Raw genomic sequence first — 21,307 nt, 5'->3', positions numbered from 1 at the left:
AAGTGCGGGCATTATAGGTGGCAAGCTGCTCAACAGAAGCCGCTGGCCATCAGTGGCCGACCAAGCTTCATGCTTTTAAGAGTTTTTAACAAATAGCCTGCAATCTTTAACGCCATTCACAGGGAGTTGTATGCGCAAGGATTACCTGGCGTTCTTTGTTTCGCTGTTTCTGTCGCGGCTGGCGGACCAGATTCTGTTGTTTATCGTGCCACTGATCGTGTTCCAGACCACCCAGAGTGTGTCCTGGGCCGGCCTGGCGTTTTTTGTCGAGTCGCTGCCGCGTTACCTGGCCTTCCCGGTGTGTGGCGCGGTGTGCGACAAGATTTCACCAGTGCGCATCCTGCATATCAGCCAGGTTTACCGGGCGCTGGCCTGCGTAGTGGCCGTAGCCTTGTACAGCGTGTTCGACGGCATTTACTGGATCGTCATGCTCTCGGCGCTGTGCGGCGTGCTGACCACCCAGGGCATCATGGCGCGTGAAGTGTTGATGCCGCATATTTTCAAGCAGTACACCTACGCCAAGACCCTTTCCTATTCACAAATCGCCGACCAGAGTGGCCTGGTGCTCGGCCCGCTGCTGGCGGCGCTGATGCTTGAAGTATGGGCCTGGCATTGGGTGGTGCTGGGGGTTGCCGGGCTGTTTGTGCTGGCGGACCTGGCCATGCTGCTGTGGCAGCACACCAGCGCGGTGAGCCTGCCAACCTTCGAGCAGCACCGGGACATCTGGCTGCAACCGCTGCGCATTGCCTTCGGGCATATCCGCACGCTCGCCGAATTGAAGCGGATCATCACCCTGGCGGTGGGCGTGAACCTGATTATTGGCGTGACGCTGGCCACGTCGGCGGCGATGGTCACCGGCCACTACGGCGCCGGCAAGGATACTTACGCCCTGCTGCAAGCTGCGGGCGCGGTGGTGACGATCGGGATTCTGTTTTACCTGGCGCGCGCAACCTTGCCGTTGAAAGTGCTGGGCGGCCTGTCGTATTCGATGATCGGCGTGGGCGCACTGATCACGGCCATCAGCCCCAGCGTATGGGCCTACACCTTTGGGTTCCTGCTGATCACCGGCTTCGACAAGATGTTTAACCTGTACCTGCGCAGCACCCGTCAGCGCGTGATTCCGGTACAGGATTTTGGCAAAACCGTGGGCGTGATCACGCTGCTCAACAACCTGTCGCAGCCGTTGGCGGGTTTGTTGATTGGCGTGCTGGCGGCGCCGCTGGGCACACAAACGGTGATCCTGCTGCTGACCGGGATCACCGCACTGCTGGGCGTGGCCGTCGCCTCAGGCTGGCACGCCACTGTGAAAGCGGAACTCGATGTCGGGTGATTCGATCAGCGCCTGCTCGGTCGCCCTGACCCGCTCGATCACCTGGGCGATGTCTTTGGCGTCGCCGTACTGGTAGGCCAGTTTCAAATAACCCTGGAAGTGCCGCGCCTCGCTTTTGAGCAAACCGAAATAGAACTTGCCGAGTTCTTCGTCCAAATGCGGCACCAGTGCTTCGAAACGCTCGCAACTGCGCGCTTCAATGAAGGCGCCGACCACCAGGGTGTCCACCAGTTTGACCGGTTCATGGCTGCGCACCACTTTGCGCAAACCCGAGGCATAACGGCCGGCGTGCAGTTGGCGCAGCTCGACTTTGCGCTTTTTGATCAGGCGCATGACTTGCTCGTGGTGCACCAGTTCTTCGCGCGCCAAGCGCGACATCATATTGATCAGGTCAACATGCGCGTGGTACTTGGCAATCAGGCTCAAGGCGGTGCTGGCGGCTTTGAATTCGCAGTTCTTGTGGTCGATCAGCAGGGTTGCCTGATCGGCCAAGGCAGCCTGGACCCAGGCGTCGGGGGTGCGGCAGCCGAGGAATTCGTGGATTTCGGGCAGGTTCATCGGGCTCACGGGCAAATAGATCACAAAAGGGCGCCGATTATACCGACCCCGCCGCAGACCACCAGCCACTGGCTTTGATGTGCATCAACATGACGTCTGGCGGGCAGCAACTATAGTTGTGCAAGGCCCCTTTTTTGCGTCTCTGGAGATCCGTCCATGCAAGCTATCCGCAGCATCCTGGTGGTCATCGAGCCCGAGCACTCGGAAAGCCTGGCGCTCAAGCGCGCCAAGCTGATCGCCGGGGTCACCGGCGCGCACCTGCATTTGCTGGTCTGCGACAAGAAACACGAGCATTCGGCGCTGCTGAGCCTGCTCAAGTCCGGCCTGCATGAAGACGGCTACAGCGTGACCACCGAGCAGGCGTGGAATGAGAGCCTGCATGAAACCATCATCGATGTGCAGCAAGCCGAGGGCTGTGGGCTGGTGATCAAGCAGCACTTCGCCGACAGCCCGCTGAAAAAGGCCTTGTTGACGCCGGCCGACTGGAAGCTGCTGCGCTATTGCCCAACGCCTGTGCTGCTGGTGAAAACCTCGACGCCGTGGGCCGACAAGGTGGTGCTGGCGGCAATCGATGTGGGCAACCACGACAGTGAACATCTGGCGCTGCACAACACCATCATTGATCACGGCTTCGAAATTGCGAGCCTGGCCAAGGCGCAATTGCACGTGATCAGCGCCCATCCCTCGCCGATGCTGTCGGCCAGTGACCCGACGTTTCAGCTCAAGGAAACCATCGAGGCGCGCTATCGCGAGCAGTGCAAGGCGTTCCAGGCCGAGTTCGATATCGACGACACCCATCTGCACATCGAAGAAGGCCCGGCGGATGTGCTGATTCCCCATGCGGCGCATAAGTGGCAGGCGGCGGTGACGATTATTGGCACCGTGGCACGCACGGGGATTTCCGGGGCGCTTATTGGCAATACGGCGGAAGTGGTGCTGGATGCGGTGGAAAGCGATGTGCTGGTGCTCAAGCCGCAGGAACTGATGGATCACCTGGAAGAACTGGCGACCAAAGCCTGACCCAAACCTTTCAGGCGACCAAGATCATGGTGGGAGCTGGCTTGCCTGCGATAGCGGTAGATCAGACAACGGTGTATCGACTGACAGGTCGCCATCGCAGGCAAGCCAGCTCCCACATTGCCCGCTACCGTCAGTGCCCCAACGCGTCTTTCAGGAAACCCGGGGCAATATAGCGCTGATAGTGCGCCTCCGAGAGGATAAAAAACTCCCGATCAATCGCATCGCGCAGCTCCGGCAACGCCCAGTCGCGAAACTCTGGCAGCAGCACCATGCCATAGGCTTCCAGGTTGGAAATCACCCGCGCGCCACGGGCGATCAATTGGTAGGCCCAGCAGTACTCGGACTGGTGCGGCACAAAGCGAATCTTGCGCTGCTCCAACTGCCCGCGCAGCATCTTGGGGTCGAACACTTCAAGTTTACCGGCCATCACCTGCACCAGCAGTTGCTCGAGCCGCAGCCAGACCGCGCGTTTTTCTTCCTCGTTATAGCCATTCCACAGGATCACTTCGTGGTGGAAGCGCTTGCAGCCACGGCACACGAGGTCGCCGTAAACCGTGGAGCACAGGCCGACGCAGGGGGTCTTGATGGTTTGGTTGGGCATAGGCAATGACACACAAATCCGCGAAACAATGCCGCATGTTAGCCCTTTGTCTAAGGTTGATCACCCAGCAAACTTGGTTAGGCAACTTACCTTTAGATTTTTTTTGCCGTAGAATCATCCGGCCTTGTAAGGCGCCAATAATCCGCTGGAAGCTGTTTTCAAAGCGTCACGAGCACAGTCGTTCCTTCAGAACGGTGTTGGCGATGGTTATTACCCGGTAGGTAAATGCCAGCGCCAACCCTCATCAGCTCCGTTCTGCAGGCGTAAAACTTTGAAAGCAGCTTCTGTGAGGAATGCCGGCAGCGCTGGCTTTGCGGCCCAAAAAGCCCCCGAGCGCATGCGTGCCGTTCATTTCTGGATGAGCGTCCCGTGGGACCACTGATGAGGGTAATAACTGTGCTTGAAGCCTACCGCAAACATATCGAAGAGCGTGCAGCACTGGGTATCGTTCCCCAGCCGCTTAACGCCGAACAAACCGCAGGCCTGGTCGAGCTGCTGAAAAATCCCCCGGCTGGCGAAGAAGAATTCCTCGTTGACCTGATCACCAACCGCATTCCACCAGGCGTTGACGAAGCTGCCTACGTCAAGGCCGGTTTCCTGTCTGCCCTGGCCAAGGGCGAAGCCACTTCTCCCCTGATCGACAAAAAACGCGCGGTTGAACTGCTTGGCACCATGCAAGGCGGCTACAACATCGTGACGTTGGTCGAGCTGCTGGACGACGCCGAGTTGGCGCCTGTCGCTGCCGCCCAACTCAAGCACACCCTGCTGATGTTCGATGCGTTCCACGACGTGGCTGAAAAAGCCAAGAACGGCAACGAGCACGCCAAAGCCGTGCTGCAATCCTGGGCTGATGGCGAGTGGTTCAAGAACCGCCCTACCCTGGCCGACAAGATCAGCCTGCGCGTGTTCAAGGTCACCGGCGAAACCAACACCGACGACCTGTCCCCTGCCCCGGACGCCTGGTCCCGCCCTGACATCCCGCTGCACGCCCTGGCCATGCTGAAAATGGCTCGCGAAGGCATCGTGCCGGACGAGCAAGGCAAGACCGGCCCAATGAAGCAGATCGAAGAGATGCGTGGCCAAGGCTTCCCGATCGCCTACGTCGGTGACGTGGTCGGTACCGGTTCGTCGCGTAAATCGGCGACCAACTCCGTACTGTGGTTCTTCGGCGACGACGTTCCTTACGTGCCAAACAAGCGCGCTGGCGGCTTCTGCTTCGGCAGCAAGATCGCTCCCATCTTCTACAACACCATGGAAGATGCCGGCGCACTGCCAATCGAATTCGACGTCACCAACATGAACATGGGCGACGTGATCGACCTGTACCCGCATGCTGGCAAAGTCTGCAAACACGGCACCGATGAAGTCCTGACCACCTTCGAAATGAAGACGCCGGTGCTGTTGGACGAAGTCCGTGCCGGCGGCCGTATCCCGCTGATCATCGGCCGTGGCCTGACCGAGAAGGCACGTGCCGAACTCGGCCTGCCGCCTTCGACCCTGTTCAAACTGCCGGAAGCGCCGGCTGAAAGCGACAAGGGCTTCACCCTGGCGCAAAAAATGGTGGGTCGCGCCTGCGGTCTGGCAGAAGGCAAAGGCGTTCGTCCTGGCACCTACTGCGAACCGAAGATGACTACCGTCGGTTCCCAGGACACCACCGGTCCCATGACCCGTGACGAACTCAAAGACCTGGCGTGCCTGGGCTTCTCGACCGATCTGGTGATGCAGTCGTTCTGCCACACCGCGGCTTACCCCAAGCCGATCGACGTGACCACCCACCACACCCTGCCTGACTTCATCATGACCCGTGGCGGTGTATCGCTGCGTCCTGGTGACGGCATCATCCACAGCTGGCTGAACCGTATGCTGCTGCCGGACACCGTCGGCACCGGTGGCGACTCCCACACCCGTTTCCCGATGGGCATCTCGTTCCCGGCCGGTTCCGGTCTGGTCGCGTTCGCCGCAGCCACTGGCGTCATGCCGCTGGACATGCCGGAATCGATCCTGGTGCGCTTCAAAGGCAAAATGCAACCAGGCATCACCCTGCGTGACCTGGTTCACGCCATTCCTTACTACGCGATCCAGGCTGGCCTGTTGACCGTAGAGAAGAAAGGCAAGAAGAACGCCTTCTCCGGCCGCATCCTGGAGATCGAAGGCCTGAACGACCTGACGCTGGAACAGGCTTTCGAGCTGTCCGACGCCTCGGCCGAACGTTCGGCTGCCGGTTGCACCATCAAGCTGTCGAAAGACTCCGTCACCGAGTACCTGAACTCCAACATCACCCTGCTGCGCTGGATGATCGGCGAAGGCTACGGCGATGCACGTACCCTGGAACGTCGCGCCCAAGCGATGGAAGCCTGGGTTGCCAACCCTGAGCTGATGGAAGCCGATGCCGACGCGGAATACGCCGAAATCATCGAAATCGACCTGGCTGAAATCAACGAGCCGATCCTCTGCGCACCCAACGACCCGGACGATGCCCGTCTGTTGTCCAGCGTTGCCGGCGAGAAGATCGACGAAGTGTTCATCGGTTCGTGCATGACCAACATCGGTCACTTCCGCGCGGCCGGTAAGTTGCTGGAACAGGTCAAGGGTCAGCTGCCAACCCGTCTGTGGCTGTCGCCGCCGACCAAGATGGACGCTCACCAACTGACCGAAGAAGGCTACTACGGCATCTACGGCAAGGCTGGCGCGCGCATGGAAATGCCGGGCTGCTCGCTGTGCATGGGTAACCAGGCACGCGTAGAACCGAACTCGACCGTTGTGTCGACTTCGACCCGTAACTTCCCGAACCGTCTGGGTGATGGTGCCAACGTCTACCTGGCCTCGGCTGAGCTGGCGGCAGTGGCCTCCACGCTGGGTCGCCTGCCGACCGTCGAAGAGTACATGGGCTACGCGGCCAAACTGGACACCATGGCCAGTGACGTCTACCGCTACCTGAACTTCGACCAGATCGCCGAGTTCCGCAAAATCGCAGCGAGCGCCAACATCCCGGTGATTCAAGCCTAAGGTGTGTTGACATAAAGGACGCCGCGTATCGCAAGGTACGCGGCGTTTTTTTATGCCTGGAATACAACCTCGACACCACCACAAAATACCTGTGGGAGCTGGCTTGCCTGCGATAGCTGTCCGTCAGTTGATGCATCTTTGGCTGACCTACCGCTATCGCAGGCAAGCCCGCTCCCACAGTTGACGTATTGCACACTCAGGACTGGTGCCGCAGCGCCAACTGCACCGCACCGTCGACGCTCAAGCCACTGAGCAAGACCTGTGGCGCAAGCGCCTCCGGCAAGGCTTGCAGCACGTCCAACGCCTCATGCCGCACGCGCGCCAGCACCAAGCGCTTGCCCTCCCCGCGCACCTGCGCGAAAAACGCCGCCAGCGCCTCGATACTGGTGCCATCCAGATCCGGAGATTCTTCCAGGCTCAGCACCACCGCCTCCACCGGCGACTGGCGCATCAAGCGCAATGCCGCACCCAGAATGCGTTCGGCATTGGCAAAAAACAGCGCCTCGCTGGGCCGCACGATCAGCAAGCCCGGCACTTCCACTGCATCGGCGTGGTGTTGACGATCGACAAAATCATGGCTGTCACCCAAGCGCCCCAGCACCTGGATATCAGCCGATGACATCTGGCGCAGCATCAGCACCACGCTGATCGCTACCGACACCAGCAAGCCATCCAGCACGCCTAGCACCAGCACTGCCGCCACGGCACAGATCACCAGCAGACGATCGCGCCGCCAGAAAAAGTAACGCCCCAGCGGCTGCAGGCTCAAGCCACGGCCCAGTGCGTAGATGACGATGGCGGCAAGCACCGGTTCCGGGGTCAGCGCGACATAGGGCAGCACGGTCAGCACGATCAACAGCACCACCAGCGCGGCAACGATTCCGGCCAGGCGTGAACCGGCACCGGCGGCCTCATTGGCCGAGGTTGCGGAATAGCCGGCACCGGCCGGCATGCCGTGAAACAGCCCGGAGATCAGGTTGGCCGCACCCAGCGCAAGCAAGTCGCGGTTGGATGTCACGCGGTCGCCGTGTTTAAGCGCGAACGAGCTGATGGAGCCGTAGGACTCCGCATACAGGATCATGACCAAGGCAAACGCCAGCTCACCCAGGCGCAGCCAATCGGCGAACGGCAGCACCGGCAAATGCCCGAACTCCAAGCGCAAGTCGATCAGACCGATCAACGCCACACCATGGGCCTGTAAATCCAGGTACTGCCCGGCAACAATGCCCAGGATCACCACCAGCAGCCCGCCCGGCAGGCGCGGAATACGCGCGCACAACCAAAGCACTCCCAACGCAATCGCCGCGACCAGCGCCGCCGGCCAGTTCCACCGGGGCAGCTGCTCCATCAGTTGCGGCAGGAAGCGGATCAAGTTGTTGTCGGTCAAGTGCACACCGACTACGTTGGCCAGCTGCTTGAGAATGATGGTCAGCGCCAGACCGAAGGCAAACCCGCGCAACACCGGTTTAGCGATAAACGAAGTAACACCGCCAAGCTTGAACAGCCCGGCCAGCAAGAACAACACCCCGGTGATCAACACCAACCCGAACGCCAGCGCCAGCCTCAGCGCCGAGTCACCGCCCGCCAGGCTGGCGGTGGCGGCGGCCAGTACTGCTGCCGAAGACGAGGTGGCCGAGACAATCGCAAAGCGGCTGGTGCCGAACAGGCCGTAACACACCAGCCCGGCAAACAGCGCAATCACCCCGGCCTGGGGCGGCAGCGCAGCGATGCTGGAATAGGCCACAGCCTCCGGCAGCAGCAAACCGGCAATGGATAACCCGGCGAGCAGGTCCTGGGTACGACTGGACGACGTCACATCAATTGCAGTTTTCAATCAGCCCATCCTGGCAAATAAAACCTGCGTCAGCTTAGCCTCCATTGCCCGTCAGCGGTTGAGCCAGGACAGGGTTTCCAGGCACAAAAAAAAGCCGATTCACGCAATGCGCGAATCGGCCTTGGGGTGTACAGCTCGGTGTCAGGACAGCAGCGAGTAGATCAGCGCGGTAATCGCGACCAGACCAACTGCGGTAACAAACACGTTGGACGCCTGCCCGCGGTACTTGGCCATGGCCGGTACCTTGCGGATCGCATACATCGGCATCAGGAACAGGATCGACGCAATGATCGGCCCGCCCAGCGTCTCGATCATGCCGAGGATGCTCGGGTTCAGCGTGGCGACGAGCCAGCACACCACCAGCATGAAGGCGGCGGTCATGCGGTCCAGGGACTTGGCCGCCGGGCGGCGACCGGTCTTGAGCACCAGGCCTTTGAGGCCTTCGCTGGCGCCGATGTAGTGGCCCAGGAACGACTTGGCAATCGCCACGAACGCAATCAACGGCGCGGCGAAGGCGATGGTCGGGTTGTCGAAGTGGTTGGCCAGGTACGACAGGATCGACAGGTTCTGTGCTTTCGCTTCGGCCAATTGCGCCGGCGTCAGGGTCAGCACACAGCTGAACACGAAGAACAGCACCATCACCACCATCAACAGGTGCGCGCGGCACAGGATCTGCGAGCTGCGCTCATCCGCGTTGGCGCCGTACTGGCGCTTCTGGTCCACCGCAAAGGCCGAGATGATCGGCGAATGGTTGAACGAGAACACCATCACCGGAATCGCCAGCCACAGCGTGTTGAGCAACGCCGACGGCGCCGGGACTTCACGGGCGGTGCTGAGAATGCCGCCGGTCCAGTGCGGGATCAGGTACACGGCCAGAAACAGCAACGCGACGATAAACGGATACACCATCAGGCTCATGGCCTTGACGATCACCTGCTCGCCGCAGCGCACCACGGCCAACAGGCCGAGGATCAGCACAAACGCCAGGATCGCGCGCGGCGGCGGCATGATGTGCAGTTGGTGTTCCATGAAGCTGCTGACCGTGTTGGTCAGGGCCACGCTGTAGATCAGCAGGATCGGGAAGATGGCGAAGAAGTACAGCAAAGTGATCAGTGCACCGGCCTTGAGACCGAAATGCTCTTCGACCACGTCGGTAATGTCAGAACCTTCACGGCCGGACAGGACGAAACGGGTCAGGCCACGGTGGGCAAAGAACGTCATCGGGAATGCCAGCAGTGCCAGGATCACCAGCGGCCAGAAGCCACCAAGACCTGCGTTGATGGGCAAAAACAAAGTACCGGCGCCGATGGCGGTGCCGAACAGCCCGAGCATCCAGGTGGTGTCCTGGCGGCTCCAGCCTGTGAGGGTTGCAGGTGTCGTTGCATAGCGTTCGTCGACGCTATTGGCCTGATCATTCATCCGGTCGGATCTCCGCATTTCCACAGCCGGGACGAGTCAGAAAAACCTGACAGGCAGCGCCCCGACCATAACAAGCGCGCGATTGTCCGGGATTCTCCTGAATAAGCAAAGACTTAGCTGAGGAACGGTGCCCCGGTGCAGATCAGTCGGGGTCGCTGCAGGCAGCGGTTCCAGAGGGCTGCAGCAGCGTCGAAGTAATACATGCCCAAACAAATCTATTTTGGAATCGCGGGCTTTGCTGTACTTTTCAGGCAATGCCCGCCTTTATTCTGAGAGCCCTGTCATGCCTCGCGTGTCCCGCAAACAAGCCGAACTCAACCGTGAAATCATCGTGGAGGCCGCCACGCACCTGTTTCGTGAGCGCGGGCTGCATGGCATCAGCCTGGCGGACGTGATGGCCGCCGCCGGCCTGACCCATGGTGGTTTCTACGGGCACTTTGCGTCCAAGGAAGCCCTGGCCACCGAGGCTTGCCAGCAGGCCTTTGAGCATTCGAACCAGGGCTGGCAGGAAAAAATCGAGCGCAGTGAAGACCCGCAATCGGCATGCGAGACCATCTTGCGCCACTACTTTTCGGCCACCCACCGCGACAATCCCGGCGACGGCTGCCCGATATCGGCCTTTACCCCGGACATGTGCCATGAGCCCGCCAACACGCAATTACAGCGCACCTTCGTCGCCGGTGTTGAACGGTCGCTGGAGATTTTTGCGCAGTTGCAGGCCCAAGACCGTCAGGCCATGCTGGCCAACTACGCGATGATGATCGGCGCCGTCACGCTTGCTCGTGCGACACGCGGCAGTAGCCTGTCAGACGAATTCCTGGAGGCTGCACGAAATACGCTGCTACCCGAGGCGAAATCGGACGCGCCCGTTGACAGCCCTGCGCCCGTCTCAGCATGATCGGGCCCATGAAGCCTATTGCGCTGCACCTCACCCGCACCACCACCACGACCGCTAATGGCGGGTCGTGCGGTGGCTGTGGGTGCTTGAACTAAAACACCTCGGATTCAACCCAAGGCCCCGCCAGCAATGGACGGGGCCTTTTTATTGCCCCGCCATCTGGCCACTGCAAGGAGCAAGACCATGGCAAACGCCCTGCTGATCATCGATATGCAAAACGGCTTGTACGACGGGCCCGACAAGCCTTTCGAGCGCGAACGGGTGCTGGGCACCATCAACCAACTCATTCAACGCGCGCGCAGCGCCCACGCGCCGATCTTCGTGGCCCAACACACCGGCCCCTCAGGCTCCCCGATTGAAGCCGGCAGCCCGTTGTGGCAGTTGTGGCCGGGCCTGCAGGTCGACGCCGCTCGCGACCATGTCTTCAACAAGACCCGCCCCAGCTGTTTCCTGGGAACTGGTCTGGCGCAGCAACTGGCGGCGGCGCAGGTCGATGAACTGGTGATTGTGGGGATGAAAACCCAGTTCTGCATCGACACTACCTGCCGAGTCGCAGTCGAACTTGGGTTTTCGGTGACATTGCCCGAGGACGGCCATACCTGCATGAACACCAACGCGTTGCCTGCCGAGGCGATCATCGAGCATCACAACGAAACCCTGGCCGGGGCGTTTGTGAAGCGGGTGAAAGCGCACAGCATCGCGTTCTAACGGCGTCTATGCGGGATTTTTCTGGCGGAACAAAACGTTCTGTCTTACAAATCCCGCATACTCACTCTTCAAACCCTTCAGGAAGAGCCTTCCGATGTCCACCACTGTTCTGGTCCTGGTTGAAACCATCAACGAATACCTGCAAATCATCGAGAGCAACGACTTTCACGTGATTCTGGCGCCGACGCCGGCCGAACGCGCCCAGGCGATCAAGGCGCATGGCGGGCAGATCAAGGCCGTGCTCACCCGTGGCCCGCTGGGGCTGTATGCGGAGGAAATCGCCGCATTGCCCTTGCTCGAGATCATCTGCGTGATCGGTGCCGGTTACGAGCATGTGGACCTGCAGGCGGCGAGCAATCGCGGGATCGTCGTCACCAACGGCGCCGGGGTGAATGCGCCGTCGGTAGCCGACCACGCCATGGCGTTGCTGCTGTCGCTGGTGCGCGGCGTCCCCCAGACCGACGCGGCCGTGCGGCGCGGCGAATGGCCGAAGGTGATGCGCCCGTCCCTGGGCGGCAAGCAGCTGGGGATTCTCGGGCTCGGCGCGGTCGGCATGGAGATCGCCAGGCGCGCGGCGCTCGGGTTCGGCATGGAGGTGAGTTATCACAACCGCCAGCCCCGCGATGACGTGGACTACACCTATTGCGCCACCGCCGTTGAGCTGGCGCGCACCTCGGATTTCCTGATTCTGGCCACGCCCGGCGGTGCAAGCACCCGTCACCTGATTGATCGCCACGCCCTGGATGCGCTGGGACCGAACGGCTACCTGGTGAACATCGGACGCGGCAGCGTGGTAGTCACGGCAGACCTGGTGGCCGCTCTTGAGCAAGGGCGTATCGGCGGCGCGGCACTGGATGTGTTCGACGACGAGCCCAAAGTGCCGGACGCCCTCAAGCGCCTGAGCAATACCGTACTCACCTCCCACGTGGCCGGCCTGTCTCCCGAAGCCGCCCACGATACGGTGCAGCGTGTGGCCGATAACCTAGTGGAATACTTTGCCGGCCGCCCAGTGCTTACACCGGTGACGCTGCCGCCGCGCAACTAGTAGCGAATAGCCAGCGCCGACGTAAAACCTGACTACACTGCTTTGCGGGGATGCTCAGGACGTCGGTGCATGACCGGCGAAGGAACGCAGAATGTTTGGCCATGGACTCGGCCCGGCCCGCCAGCGCGGCGCCATCGGTTTGATCGGCGCGGTGACCCTTGGGATTGCGCTGTTGTTTCTATTGCTGGTGGTCGACAGCGGCCGTTTGTACCTGGAGAAGCGCAAGTTACAGCGGGTGGTCGACACAGCGGCGCTCGAAGCGGTCAGCCGCAGCGGCACGTGCGCGGCGCCCACTAACAATGCGGCCCAGTTTGCGACTCAAAGCGCAGCGCGCAACCACTTCACTGTCGACGACAATCGCACCCTGGCCGTTGCCTGCGGCACCCTGGCCACCGGTGCCGACTTCATGCGCACCTTCAGCGCCGACCCTGCCAAAACCGACGCTATTCGGGTCATCGCCACCCACCGTGTGCACACCAGCCTCGCCCATGGCTTACTCACGCTGTTCTCGACTCAACCCCTCAACATGATGACGCTCTTGAGCGCCACCGCGGTCGCCGCCGCGCCAACCCCAACGGTGGCGTCACTCACCGTGCGCAGCACCTTGTTGACCGTCGACAGCACCAAGTCCGTGGCTCTCAACGCCTTGATCGGCGGCTTGCTGGGCGGCAAGTTGCAGCTCGAGGCGGTGGGCTGGAACGGTTTGATCAACACCGATATCAGTTTGCTCAAGTACCTGGATGCCCTGGCCATCCGCTTGAACGTCAGCGCCGGCAATTACGATCAGCTGCTCAAGACCGACGCCACCGTCGGCCAACTGGTCCAGGCCGCCATCGACGTGCTCAAGCTCGGTGGCGATGCGGTCACGCTCGTCATCAACAACCTCGAAGCCATCAAGCTGATTGCGCCGGGCACGCAAATCCTGCACTTGGGCGACCTGATCAATATCCAGAACGGCACGGACAAAAGTGCACTGGATGTGAAACTGCAGCTGTTCAACCTGATCCAGGGCCTTGTGCAGTTGTCGAACAAGGCCAGCGCCGTTGCCGTGGAGCTGCCGGTGGATGTGCTGGGGCTGCTCGGCGTCACCGTCTCGACCAAAGTGATCGAGCCTGGGCAACTCTCAAGCATCGGCGACCCGAAGAACATCGCCACGCAGCCCATTTATGTGCGCACCGCGCAAGTGCGCACCTTGATTTCGGTCAAGCTGCCGATCGTCACGCTGGTCAATAACGCGCTGGGGGGCGTGGTGCAGGCGCTCAATGACGTACTGAGCGGCTTGTTGGGGCTGCTTGACCCCAATTGTTGCCTGGTCACCAGCCTTGAGATCGGCGACACACTCGACATTGCCCTGGAGGCCGCCGGTGGCAGCGCCAAGGTCACGGATTACAGTTGCGACAGTGGCAAAAAATCATTGTCGGTGCTTGGCGAAACCTCGGCCCTGCACGCGATGATTGGCCAGGTTGACCCCAAAAACCTGTTTTCATCCACCCAAACGCTGCACGTCGACGAGTACCCGGTGGTGGATATCGGTACCAAGACCTGCAAGCGCGGCACCGGCGTCTGTGGCGACCGGCAAGCCTTTGCGGCAGGCGGGCTGGGCGTGCGCGTCGACAGCGATGTGGCCCGGACCGAACGCGCGCACACCTACACCCACCCGCCGGCGGTCAATCTGCCCCCGACGTATTATCAATTCGCCGCCTCGAACGTCGTCAGCAGCCTCAAGGAAACACTCACCGGCATCCAACTGATCAACCACCCGCCAAAAATCGCCAGCCTGTTGGGCGCTGTGCTGGGCCTGGTCACGGGCCTGCTCAATGGCTTGCTTTCAATGCTTGGGGGCGTGATTGGCGGGGTACTCGGCCCGCTTCTCGATCCCATCGTCAATAACCTGCTCGCCGGCCTTGGCGTTGACCTGGCAAAAGTCGAAATCGGTGCCAACCTGTCCTGCAACCCCGGTGGCCGGGCGATGCTGGTGATTTGAGCGCATCAGGCCCGCTGATCATCATCCAACACGCTAACCTATTAAGCCGCCCCGACCTTGTCGCTGGACGGCGGTGCGCATTAGATTAGCCAATAGTCCAAGGCCTTTAGAATAAGCAGAAGGGATAAGCATGGCGCTTAACGACCAATCGACCCAGATTCGCCCAGGCGAAGAACTTGATGCCAGCCTCATCGATCCCTACCTCAAGGCGCATATTGCGGGCCTGCACGGCGCGGTCAAGATCAGCCAGTTCCCCGGTGGCGCGTCCAACCTGACTTACTTGCTCGAATACCCGGACCGGGAATTCGTGCTGCGCCGCCCGCCCTTTGGCCACAAGGCCAAGTCCGCCCACGACATGGGCCGCGAATACCGCATTCTCAACCAGTTGAAAGATGGCTTCCCGTACTGCCCCAAGGCCTATGTGCATTGCACCGATGAGTCGGTGATCGGCGCTGAGTTCTATGTGATGGAGCGCGTCAACGGCATCATCCTGCGCTCCGACCTGCCGGCCGAACTGGGCCTGGACGCCACCAAGACCGAGGCGCTGTGCAAAAGCTTTATCGACAAGTTCGTCGAACTGCACCAGGTGGATTACGCGGCCTGCGGCCTGGCCGACCTGGGCAAGCCTGAAGGGTATGTAGAGCGTCAGATTCGCGGCTGGAGTGATCGCTACGAGAAAGCCCTGACCCCAGATGCCCCGAGCTGGGAGAAAGTGCGCGCCTGGCTCAACGACAAGATGCCGGCCGACCACCCGACCTCCAGCATCGTGCACAACGACTACCGCTTCGACAACGTGATCCTCGACCCGCAAAACCCTATGCAGATCATTGGCGTGCTGGACTGGGAACTCACCACCCTGGGCGACCCGCTGATGGACTTGGGCAACACCCTCGCCTACTGGATCGAAGCCGCCGACCCGGCACCGGTGCAACTCATGCGTCGCCAGCCAAGCAACGCCCCCGGCATGCTGACCCGCCGCCAGTTCGTCGATTATTACGCCGAGCGCTCGGGCCTCCAGATCGACAATTTCGATTTCTACTACACCTATGGCCTGTTCCGCCTGGCCGGCATCGTGCAACAGATCTACTACCGCTTCTTCCACGGCCAGACCCAGGACAAACGCTTTGCGCAGTTCATCCAAATGAACACGCTGCTGGAGCAAATGAGCCTGAACGTCATCGCCAAATCAGCCCTCTGACTGCAAGAACAAGGAACCCTTCATGTCCAAGACCCACCTGTTCGACCTCGACGGCAAGATTGCTTTTGTGTCCGGCGCCAGCCGCGGTATCGGTGAAGCCATCGCCAAGCTGCTGGCCCAGCAAGGCGCCCACGTGATCGTCTCCAGCCGCAAGCTGGAAGGCTGCCAGCACGTGGCAGATGCAATCATCGCCGACGGCGGCAAAGCCACGGCCGTGGCCTGCCACATTGGTGAAATGGAGCAGATCACCCAGGTGTTTGCCGGTATCCGTGAACAGTTCGGCCGCCTGGATATTCTGGTCAACAACGCCGCCACCAACCCGCAGTTCTGCAACGTGCTGGACACCGACCTCGGCGCCTTCCAGAAGACTGTGGACGTAAACATTCGCGGCTACTTCTTCATGTCGGTGGAAGCCGGCAAGCTGATGCGCGAGAACGGGGGCGGCAGCATCATCAACGTGGCCTCGATCAACGGCATTTCCCCTGGCGTGTTCCAGGGCATCTACTCGGTGACCAAGGCCGCCGTGATCAACATGACCAAGGTGTTCGCCAAGGAGTGCGCAGCGTTCGGCATTCGTTGCAACGCCCTGCTGCCGGGCCTGACCGACACCAAGTTCGCCTCGGCGCTGGTGAAGAACGATTCGATCCTGAAAATGGCGCTGGCGCAGATCCCGCTCAAACGCGTGGCCGACCCGAGCGAAATGGCCGGCGCGGTGCTGTTTCTGGCCAGCGACGCCTCCAGCTACACCACCGGCGTGTCACTGAACGTGGACGGCGGTTTCCTGTCCTGATCATGCATTCGGCGGTTGCTGGCGAAAGCTCACCGCCAGGCGGTTCCAGCCACTGATGCTGGACACCGCCATGGTCAGGTCCACCAATTCCTGCTCGCTGAACTCCACGCGCACTGCCGTGTAGAGTTCATCCGAGACACTTGAAGTCGGCAGCGTCGCCACCGACTCGCTCCAGGCCAACGCGGCCTTTTCCCGCGCGCTGAAAAACGGCGAATCACGCCATACGCACAGCGCAAACAGGCGTCGCTCACTCTCACCACGCTGGCGCGCTGCCATCGAATGCATGTCGGTGCAAAACCCGCAGTGGTTGAGCTGCGAGACGCGGATCTTGATCAACTCCAGCAGCGGTTTTTCGATGGACAGTTCAAAGGTCGCCGCCTCCAGCATCAACATGCCTTTAAGCGCTTGCGGTGAGGCGGTGTAGTAATCCAGACGGCGTTCCATGGGCGGTTCTCGGGCGGGCAAGTCAGTGTGCGCTAGCCTAGAGACCGCGTTCCATAAGCCCTATAGCCAATCGGGCGGTTTATGCGCAGACCATTTTGAGCGCGCTGCGCGAGCGAGTAGTCTTGGCCCAGAGTGAATGCCTTGGGATGAAACATGGAACTGCACGTGGTGATCAACGGCCGCAAAGACCTGGCCGAACAGCTGTACCGTCAGTTACGTGAAGCCATTGCGTCCGGACGCCTGGCGGTCGGCGCGCAACTGCCGCCCAGCCGTTTGTTGGCCGAGCAAATCGGCGTGTCGCGCAAAACTGTGTCCGACACCTACGCCACCCTGACGTACGAAGGCCTGCTGGTGGGCAAGACCGGCCGCGGAACCTTCGTCAACGCCCATACGGTGCAAACCGAACGCGTGCAAACCGCCGCCGACCTGGCTTGTGCCGCCAACCTGGGCAAATGGGCGGCGCTGCCCTCGCCCATGCGCCATCCCACGCGCGACAGCACCCTGCGCTATGAATTTATCGGAGGCGCCACCACCCGCAATCAGTTCCCTCAGGATGAATGGCGGCGTTGTACCCAGGATGCGTTGCGGCGTATCGCCCGAGACAGCGGCTTTTACAGTCAACCGGAAGGTTTGCCCGCGCTGCGTGAGGCCATCGCCGGGCACGTCGCGTTTTCGCGCGGGGTGAAATGCCGCGCCGACGACATCGTGGTCACCAATGGCGCGCAGCAGGCGCTGGACCTGATCGCCCGCGTGGTCCTCGAACCGGGCACCACAGTCGCCATGGAAGACCCCGGCTACAGCCCGGCGCGCCAGCTGTTCATGGCCATGGGCGCCCACGTTGCCGGCGTGCCGGTCGACGCGCAAGGCATTCAGGTCGACCTGATTCCGGACGGCACACGGCTGATCTACGTGACCCCGTCCCACCAATTCCCTTTGGGCATGCCCATGAGCCTGGCGCGCCGCGAAGCCTTGCTGGCGCGCGCGTTCGAGCTGGGCGCGATCATCATTGAAGACGACTACGACAGCGAATTTCGCTACGAAGGCCGCCCCACCGATTCCCTGCAAAGCATGGACAGCCGTGGCGTGGTCACGTACGTCGGGACCTTCTCGAAAACCCTGCTGCCGGAGTTGCGCCTGGGCTATGCGGTGCTGCCGCCGGCCATTTACGGCGCGGTGCTCAAGGCCAAGCAACTGACCGACCAGCACAGCTCTACCCTGCCGCAATGGGCACTGGCCAAGTTCATCAGCGAAGGCTACTTGCTCAAGCATATTCGCCGCTGCCACACGGTGTACGCCGGGCGCCGCGAACGCATCCTGCAGCGCCTGGCAGGCGACTTGGCGCCCTGGTTTGAAGCGGTGCCCAGCGTGGCGGGGTTTCACATGGCGGCGCTGTGCAAGGTGCCGGTGGATATCCCGTTGCTGATGGAACTGGCGCGGCGCGTGGAAGTGGGCGTGTACCCGGTGGATGTGTTCTTCCATGACGCCCCCGTGCGCCAAGGGTTGATCATCGGCTTCGGCGCCATCGAATTGCTCGACATCGACCCGGCGCTGGACCGGCTGCGCGATATTCTGCAGCAGATTGGCTAGCGGGTTTTCCCGCGCATTGGTCATTGGTCCGGTGCACTCGGCGGCGTAGGGTGAAGAGGTCTCGAACTTCTCGGAAACCTCATCATGAAACGACTGCTCGCTGCCACCCTGATGCTCACCTCGCTCAGCGCCCTCGCCCACGAGCCGGTTTACAACCAGGAATCCATCAAGGTGCTGCAGGAACATGCCTTGACCAACGTGCCCGGCAAGAAAACCATCATGCTCACCGTCGATTACGCCCCCGGCCAGGCCACCGTGCCGCACAGCCACACCGGCACTGCCGTGGCGTATGTGCTGGAGGGTGAGATCACCTCGCGGGTCAACGATGAAAAGGCGATTACCTACAAGGTCGGTGAGTCGTTCTATGAAGCGGCCGGCTCGCGACACTTTGAATCAAGCAACGCCAGCCAGACCCAGCCGGCCAAGCTGCTGGTGGTGATGGTGCTGGATGACAAGGCTGAGGTGCTGACGCCGCTGCCGCAGTAACCAGCCACACCACAAAACTGAATTGTGGGAGCTGGCTTGCCTGCGATAGCAGTACATCAGAAACAGATGTGTTGGCTGACTCAACGCCATCGCAGGCAAGCCAGCTCCCACAGTTTGAAGGGTGTTTGATCCAAGGATTCAGGGGCGTTTGAACTGGCGGCGCAGGTCCTCGATCTGCGCTCGGCAAGCGCAGCCTTCCAGGTGATCATTGACCATGCCCATCGCCTGCATCAACGCATACATGGTGGTGGGGCCGACAAAGGTCCAGCCGCGTTTTTTCAAGGCTTTGGATAAGCGCACCGACGCCGGCGACGTTGGGTTGCCGGTCCAGTAAGCCATGTCTACCACGGCCGGGCGCTCTTCCTCGGCTGGCTCGAACGCCCATATCCAATGGGCCAACGAGCCGGTTTCATCCACCAGTTCGCACGCCCTGCGCGCGTTGTTGAGGGTGGAGACGATCTTGGCCCGATTGCGCACGATGCCGGGGTCTTTCATCAGGCGGTCAATATCCGCCTCGCCGTACTGCGCCACGCGGCGAAAATCAAAGCCCTCGAAAGCTGCCCGAAACTGCTCGCGCTTACGCAGGATGGTGATCCACGCCATGCCGGCCTGAAAGCCTTCCAGGCAAATCTTCTCGTACAGTTGAATATCATCCGCCACCGGCACGCCCCACTCGTGGTCGTGATAGCGCGGGTATTCCGGCGCCGCCGTGCGCCAGGTGCAATGGGTCTGCCCTGTGGCGTCCGTGGTCAGTCCTGGTGCGTCCATCAATCACCTCGCGAATCAAGCCGCGATGATAAGCGAATTTTTTTCCAGCCCGCCAACCGCTCAAGCATCACGCTTGCCGACCAACTGGTCAGACCGGGAACTGTCAACCGCCGATTATTTACTTGTGATTTCAAAAAAACCCGGCGTAGACTGGCCGCGCACTGGACTTACCGGTAAGACCACAAAAATTAAGCCCTGGAACCACCAGGGCACCGAATAGAGATCCCTCCCATGCTCAGATGGTGCTCGCGTTCGATTTTCCTGCAAGTCGTGATTGGCCTGATGCTGGGCATTATCTGCGGCCTGGCCCTTCCCGAATTCTCCTCGCAACTCAAACCCCTGGGTGACGGCTTTATCAAGCTGATCAAAATGCTGATTGGCCTGATCGTATTCTGCGTGGTGGTCAGCGGTATTTCCGGTGCCGGCGACTTGAAGAAGGTCGGGCGCATCGGCCTCAAGTCAGTGATCTATTTTGAAGTGCTGACCACCGTCGCACTGGTGATCGGCCTGGTCATGGCGTTCAGTACCGGCATCGGCACCGGCGCCAATATTCACCTTGAGCAGTTGTCCTCCGCCGGCCTGAATGAACTGGCCGACAAAGGCCAGCACATCCGCGGCACCAGCCAGTTCCTGATGGACCTGATTCCCAACTCGGTGATCGGCGCCTTCGCCGACAACAACGTGCTGCAAGTGTTGCTGTTCTCGGTGCTGTTCGGCAGCGCGCTGAACCTGGTGGGCGAAGCCGCCTCGGGCATTTCACGGTTGATCAACGAGCTGAGCCACGTGATCTTCCGCATCATGGGCATGATCGTGCGCCTGGCGCCGATCGGCGTGTTCGGCGCCATTGCGTTCACCACCAGCACCTATGGCCTGGATTCGCTGCAACACCTGGGCAGCCTGGTAGGGTTGTTCTACCTGACCTGCTTTGTCTTTGTCGCGGTGGTGCTTGGCCTGGTGATGCGCGTGTCCGGCCTGCGCATGTTGCCGCTGCTCAAGTACCTGCGCGAAGAACTGCTGATCGTGATGGGCACCGCCTCCTCCGATGCGGTACTGCCGCAGATCATGCGCAAACTCGAGCACCTGGGTATTGGCAGCTCGACCGTAGGCCTGGTGATTCCGACGGGCTATTCGTTCAACCTCGACGGCTTCTCGATCTACCTGACCCTGGCCATCGTGTTCATCGCCAACGCCACCGGCACGCCGCTGTCGATGACCGACTTGCTGACCATCCTGCTGGTGTCGCTGATTACCTCCAAGGGCGCCCATGGGATTCCGGGCTCGGCACTGGTGATTCTGGCGGCGACCCTCACCGCTATCCCGGCGATCCCGGTGGTCGGGCTGGTGCTGGTGTTGGCGGTCGACTGGTTCATGGGCATTGGGCGTGCATTGACCAACCTGATCGGCAACTGCGTCGCCACGGTAGCCATTGCCCGCTGGGAAAAAGACATCGATATCCAACGCGCCAACAAGGTGCTCGACGGTCAGCAAGGCTATGCCTTCCAGGCCAAGAAGCCGGTGCTGCCGGCGCATCAGGAGTTCTAGCAACGCGATCCAACTGTGGGAGCTGGCTTGCTCGCGAAGGTGCAGGTTCAGCTTGCACATGGGGTGACTGACATTGCGCATTCGCGAGC

At 61.1% G+C, this 21,307-nt stretch carries 18 protein-coding genes; 12 read left to right on the top strand and 6 right to left on the bottom strand.

Annotation, left to right across the window (positions count from 1 at the left end):
- The first annotated feature begins 130 nt into the window (after positions 1-130).
- Positions 131-1,330: an MFS transporter gene (locus ACM530_RS23990; RefSeq protein WP_416363328.1), complete on the top strand. Its 1,200-nt coding sequence runs from the start codon at positions 131-133 to the stop codon at positions 1,328-1,330.
- On the opposite strand, the gene ACM530_RS23985 is transcribed toward ACM530_RS23990, so the two are convergent.
- Complete coding sequence (locus tag ACM530_RS23985) at positions 1,286-1,888, bottom strand: tRNA-(ms[2]io[6]A)-hydroxylase (protein ID WP_145166050.1); 603 nt, start codon at positions 1,886-1,888, stop codon at positions 1,286-1,288. The two genes, ACM530_RS23990 and ACM530_RS23985, sit on opposite strands and share 45 nt — an antisense overlap.
- 156 nt (positions 1,889-2,044) lie before the next feature.
- On the opposite strand from ACM530_RS23985, the gene ACM530_RS23980 reads away from it, so the two are divergent.
- Positions 2,045-2,908 (top strand): universal stress protein, encoded by an 864-nt coding sequence (locus tag ACM530_RS23980; RefSeq protein WP_242198267.1) that lies wholly within the window; start codon positions 2,045-2,047, stop codon positions 2,906-2,908.
- A 130-nt stretch (positions 2,909-3,038) separates the two neighbouring features.
- Here the strand turns inward: ACM530_RS23980 and ACM530_RS23975 are convergent, their stop codons facing one another.
- Positions 3,039-3,509: a DUF1289 domain-containing protein gene (locus ACM530_RS23975; RefSeq protein ID WP_262211026.1), complete on the bottom strand. Its 471-nt coding sequence runs from the start codon at positions 3,507-3,509 to the stop codon at positions 3,039-3,041.
- A gap of 396 nt (positions 3,510-3,905) precedes the next feature.
- Here ACM530_RS23975 and acnB point away from each other — a divergent pair, with 396 nt between their 5' ends.
- Positions 3,906-6,515 carry a bifunctional aconitate hydratase 2/2-methylisocitrate dehydratase gene (acnB, locus tag ACM530_RS23970; RefSeq protein ID WP_106580470.1) on the top strand — a complete coding sequence of 870 codons (2,610 nt, stop codon included), beginning with the start codon at positions 3,906-3,908 and terminating at the stop codon, positions 6,513-6,515.
- A 196-nt stretch (positions 6,516-6,711) separates the two neighbouring features.
- Here the strand turns inward: acnB and ACM530_RS23965 are convergent, their stop codons facing one another.
- Both ACM530_RS23965 and ACM530_RS23960 read right to left on the bottom strand, forming a co-directional pair.
- Positions 6,712-8,349, bottom strand: a complete 1,638-nt coding sequence (locus tag ACM530_RS23965) for a SulP family inorganic anion transporter (RefSeq protein ID WP_416363327.1) — start codon at positions 8,347-8,349, stop codon at positions 6,712-6,714.
- A 141-nt stretch (positions 8,350-8,490) separates the two neighbouring features.
- On the bottom strand, positions 8,491-9,768 hold the full coding sequence (locus tag ACM530_RS23960) for a serine/threonine transporter (protein ID WP_145166046.1): 1,278 nt from the start codon (positions 9,766-9,768) through the stop codon (positions 8,491-8,493).
- 283 nt (positions 9,769-10,051) lie between these two features.
- Between ACM530_RS23960 and ACM530_RS23955 the strand changes: the two genes are divergently transcribed.
- From ACM530_RS23955 to ACM530_RS23930, 6 genes are all read left to right on the top strand, one after another.
- Complete coding sequence (locus ACM530_RS23955) at positions 10,052-10,666, top strand: TetR/AcrR family transcriptional regulator (RefSeq protein WP_416363326.1); 615 nt, start codon at positions 10,052-10,054, stop codon at positions 10,664-10,666.
- Between the two features lie 183 nt (positions 10,667-10,849).
- Positions 10,850-11,374, top strand: coding sequence for a cysteine hydrolase family protein (locus ACM530_RS23950; protein WP_416363325.1), 525 nt, complete (start codon positions 10,850-10,852; stop codon positions 11,372-11,374).
- A gap of 94 nt (positions 11,375-11,468) precedes the next feature.
- Positions 11,469-12,419: a 2-hydroxyacid dehydrogenase gene (locus ACM530_RS23945; protein WP_416363324.1), complete on the top strand. Its 951-nt coding sequence runs from the start codon at positions 11,469-11,471 to the stop codon at positions 12,417-12,419.
- Positions 12,420-12,510: 91 nt separating this feature from the next.
- Positions 12,511-14,403: a pilus assembly protein TadG-related protein gene (locus ACM530_RS23940; protein WP_416363323.1), complete on the top strand. Its 1,893-nt coding sequence runs from the start codon at positions 12,511-12,513 to the stop codon at positions 14,401-14,403.
- Positions 14,404-14,533: 130 nt separating this feature from the next.
- The gene (locus tag ACM530_RS23935) at positions 14,534-15,601 is read left to right on the top strand and encodes a phosphotransferase family protein (protein WP_416363322.1); all 1,068 of its coding nucleotides are present in this window, start codon (positions 14,534-14,536) and stop codon (positions 15,599-15,601) included.
- Between the two features lie 22 nt (positions 15,602-15,623).
- Positions 15,624-16,391, top strand: a complete 768-nt coding sequence (locus tag ACM530_RS23930; protein WP_094952746.1) for an SDR family oxidoreductase — start codon at positions 15,624-15,626, stop codon at positions 16,389-16,391.
- Here ACM530_RS23930 and ACM530_RS23925 read toward each other — a convergent pair whose 3' ends face one another.
- Positions 16,392-16,835 (bottom strand): carboxymuconolactone decarboxylase family protein, encoded by a 444-nt coding sequence (locus ACM530_RS23925; RefSeq protein WP_124417691.1) that lies wholly within the window; start codon positions 16,833-16,835, stop codon positions 16,392-16,394. It lies immediately after the preceding gene.
- Positions 16,836-16,988: 153 nt separating this feature from the next.
- Between ACM530_RS23925 and ACM530_RS23920 the strand changes: the two genes are divergently transcribed.
- Both ACM530_RS23920 and ACM530_RS23915 read left to right on the top strand, forming a co-directional pair.
- A complete protein-coding gene (locus tag ACM530_RS23920) occupies positions 16,989-18,422 on the top strand; it encodes a PLP-dependent aminotransferase family protein (protein ID WP_242198289.1) in 1,434 nt (477 codons plus the stop codon).
- 84 nt (positions 18,423-18,506) lie between these two features.
- Entirely contained in the window at positions 18,507-18,908 is a 402-nt protein-coding gene (locus ACM530_RS23915; protein ID WP_416363321.1) for a cupin domain-containing protein, read from the top strand.
- A gap of 138 nt (positions 18,909-19,046) precedes the next feature.
- Here the strand turns inward: ACM530_RS23915 and ACM530_RS23910 are convergent, their stop codons facing one another.
- Positions 19,047-19,676 (bottom strand): DNA-3-methyladenine glycosylase I, encoded by a 630-nt coding sequence (locus ACM530_RS23910; protein ID WP_416363320.1) that lies wholly within the window; start codon positions 19,674-19,676, stop codon positions 19,047-19,049.
- Between the two features lie 216 nt (positions 19,677-19,892).
- Between ACM530_RS23910 and ACM530_RS23905 the strand changes: the two genes are divergently transcribed.
- Positions 19,893-21,218, top strand: a complete 1,326-nt coding sequence (locus tag ACM530_RS23905) for a C4-dicarboxylate transporter DctA (protein WP_416365117.1) — start codon at positions 19,893-19,895, stop codon at positions 21,216-21,218.
- The last annotated feature ends 89 nt before the right edge of the window (positions 21,219-21,307 follow it).

Source organism: Pseudomonas sp. NFX183 (assembly GCF_047943075.1).
Taxonomy (GTDB): Bacteria; Pseudomonadota; Gammaproteobacteria; order Pseudomonadales; family Pseudomonadaceae; genus Aquipseudomonas.
Note: the sequence above shows the minus strand (reverse complement) of the source record. Positions and strands in the feature narration are given on the sequence as shown.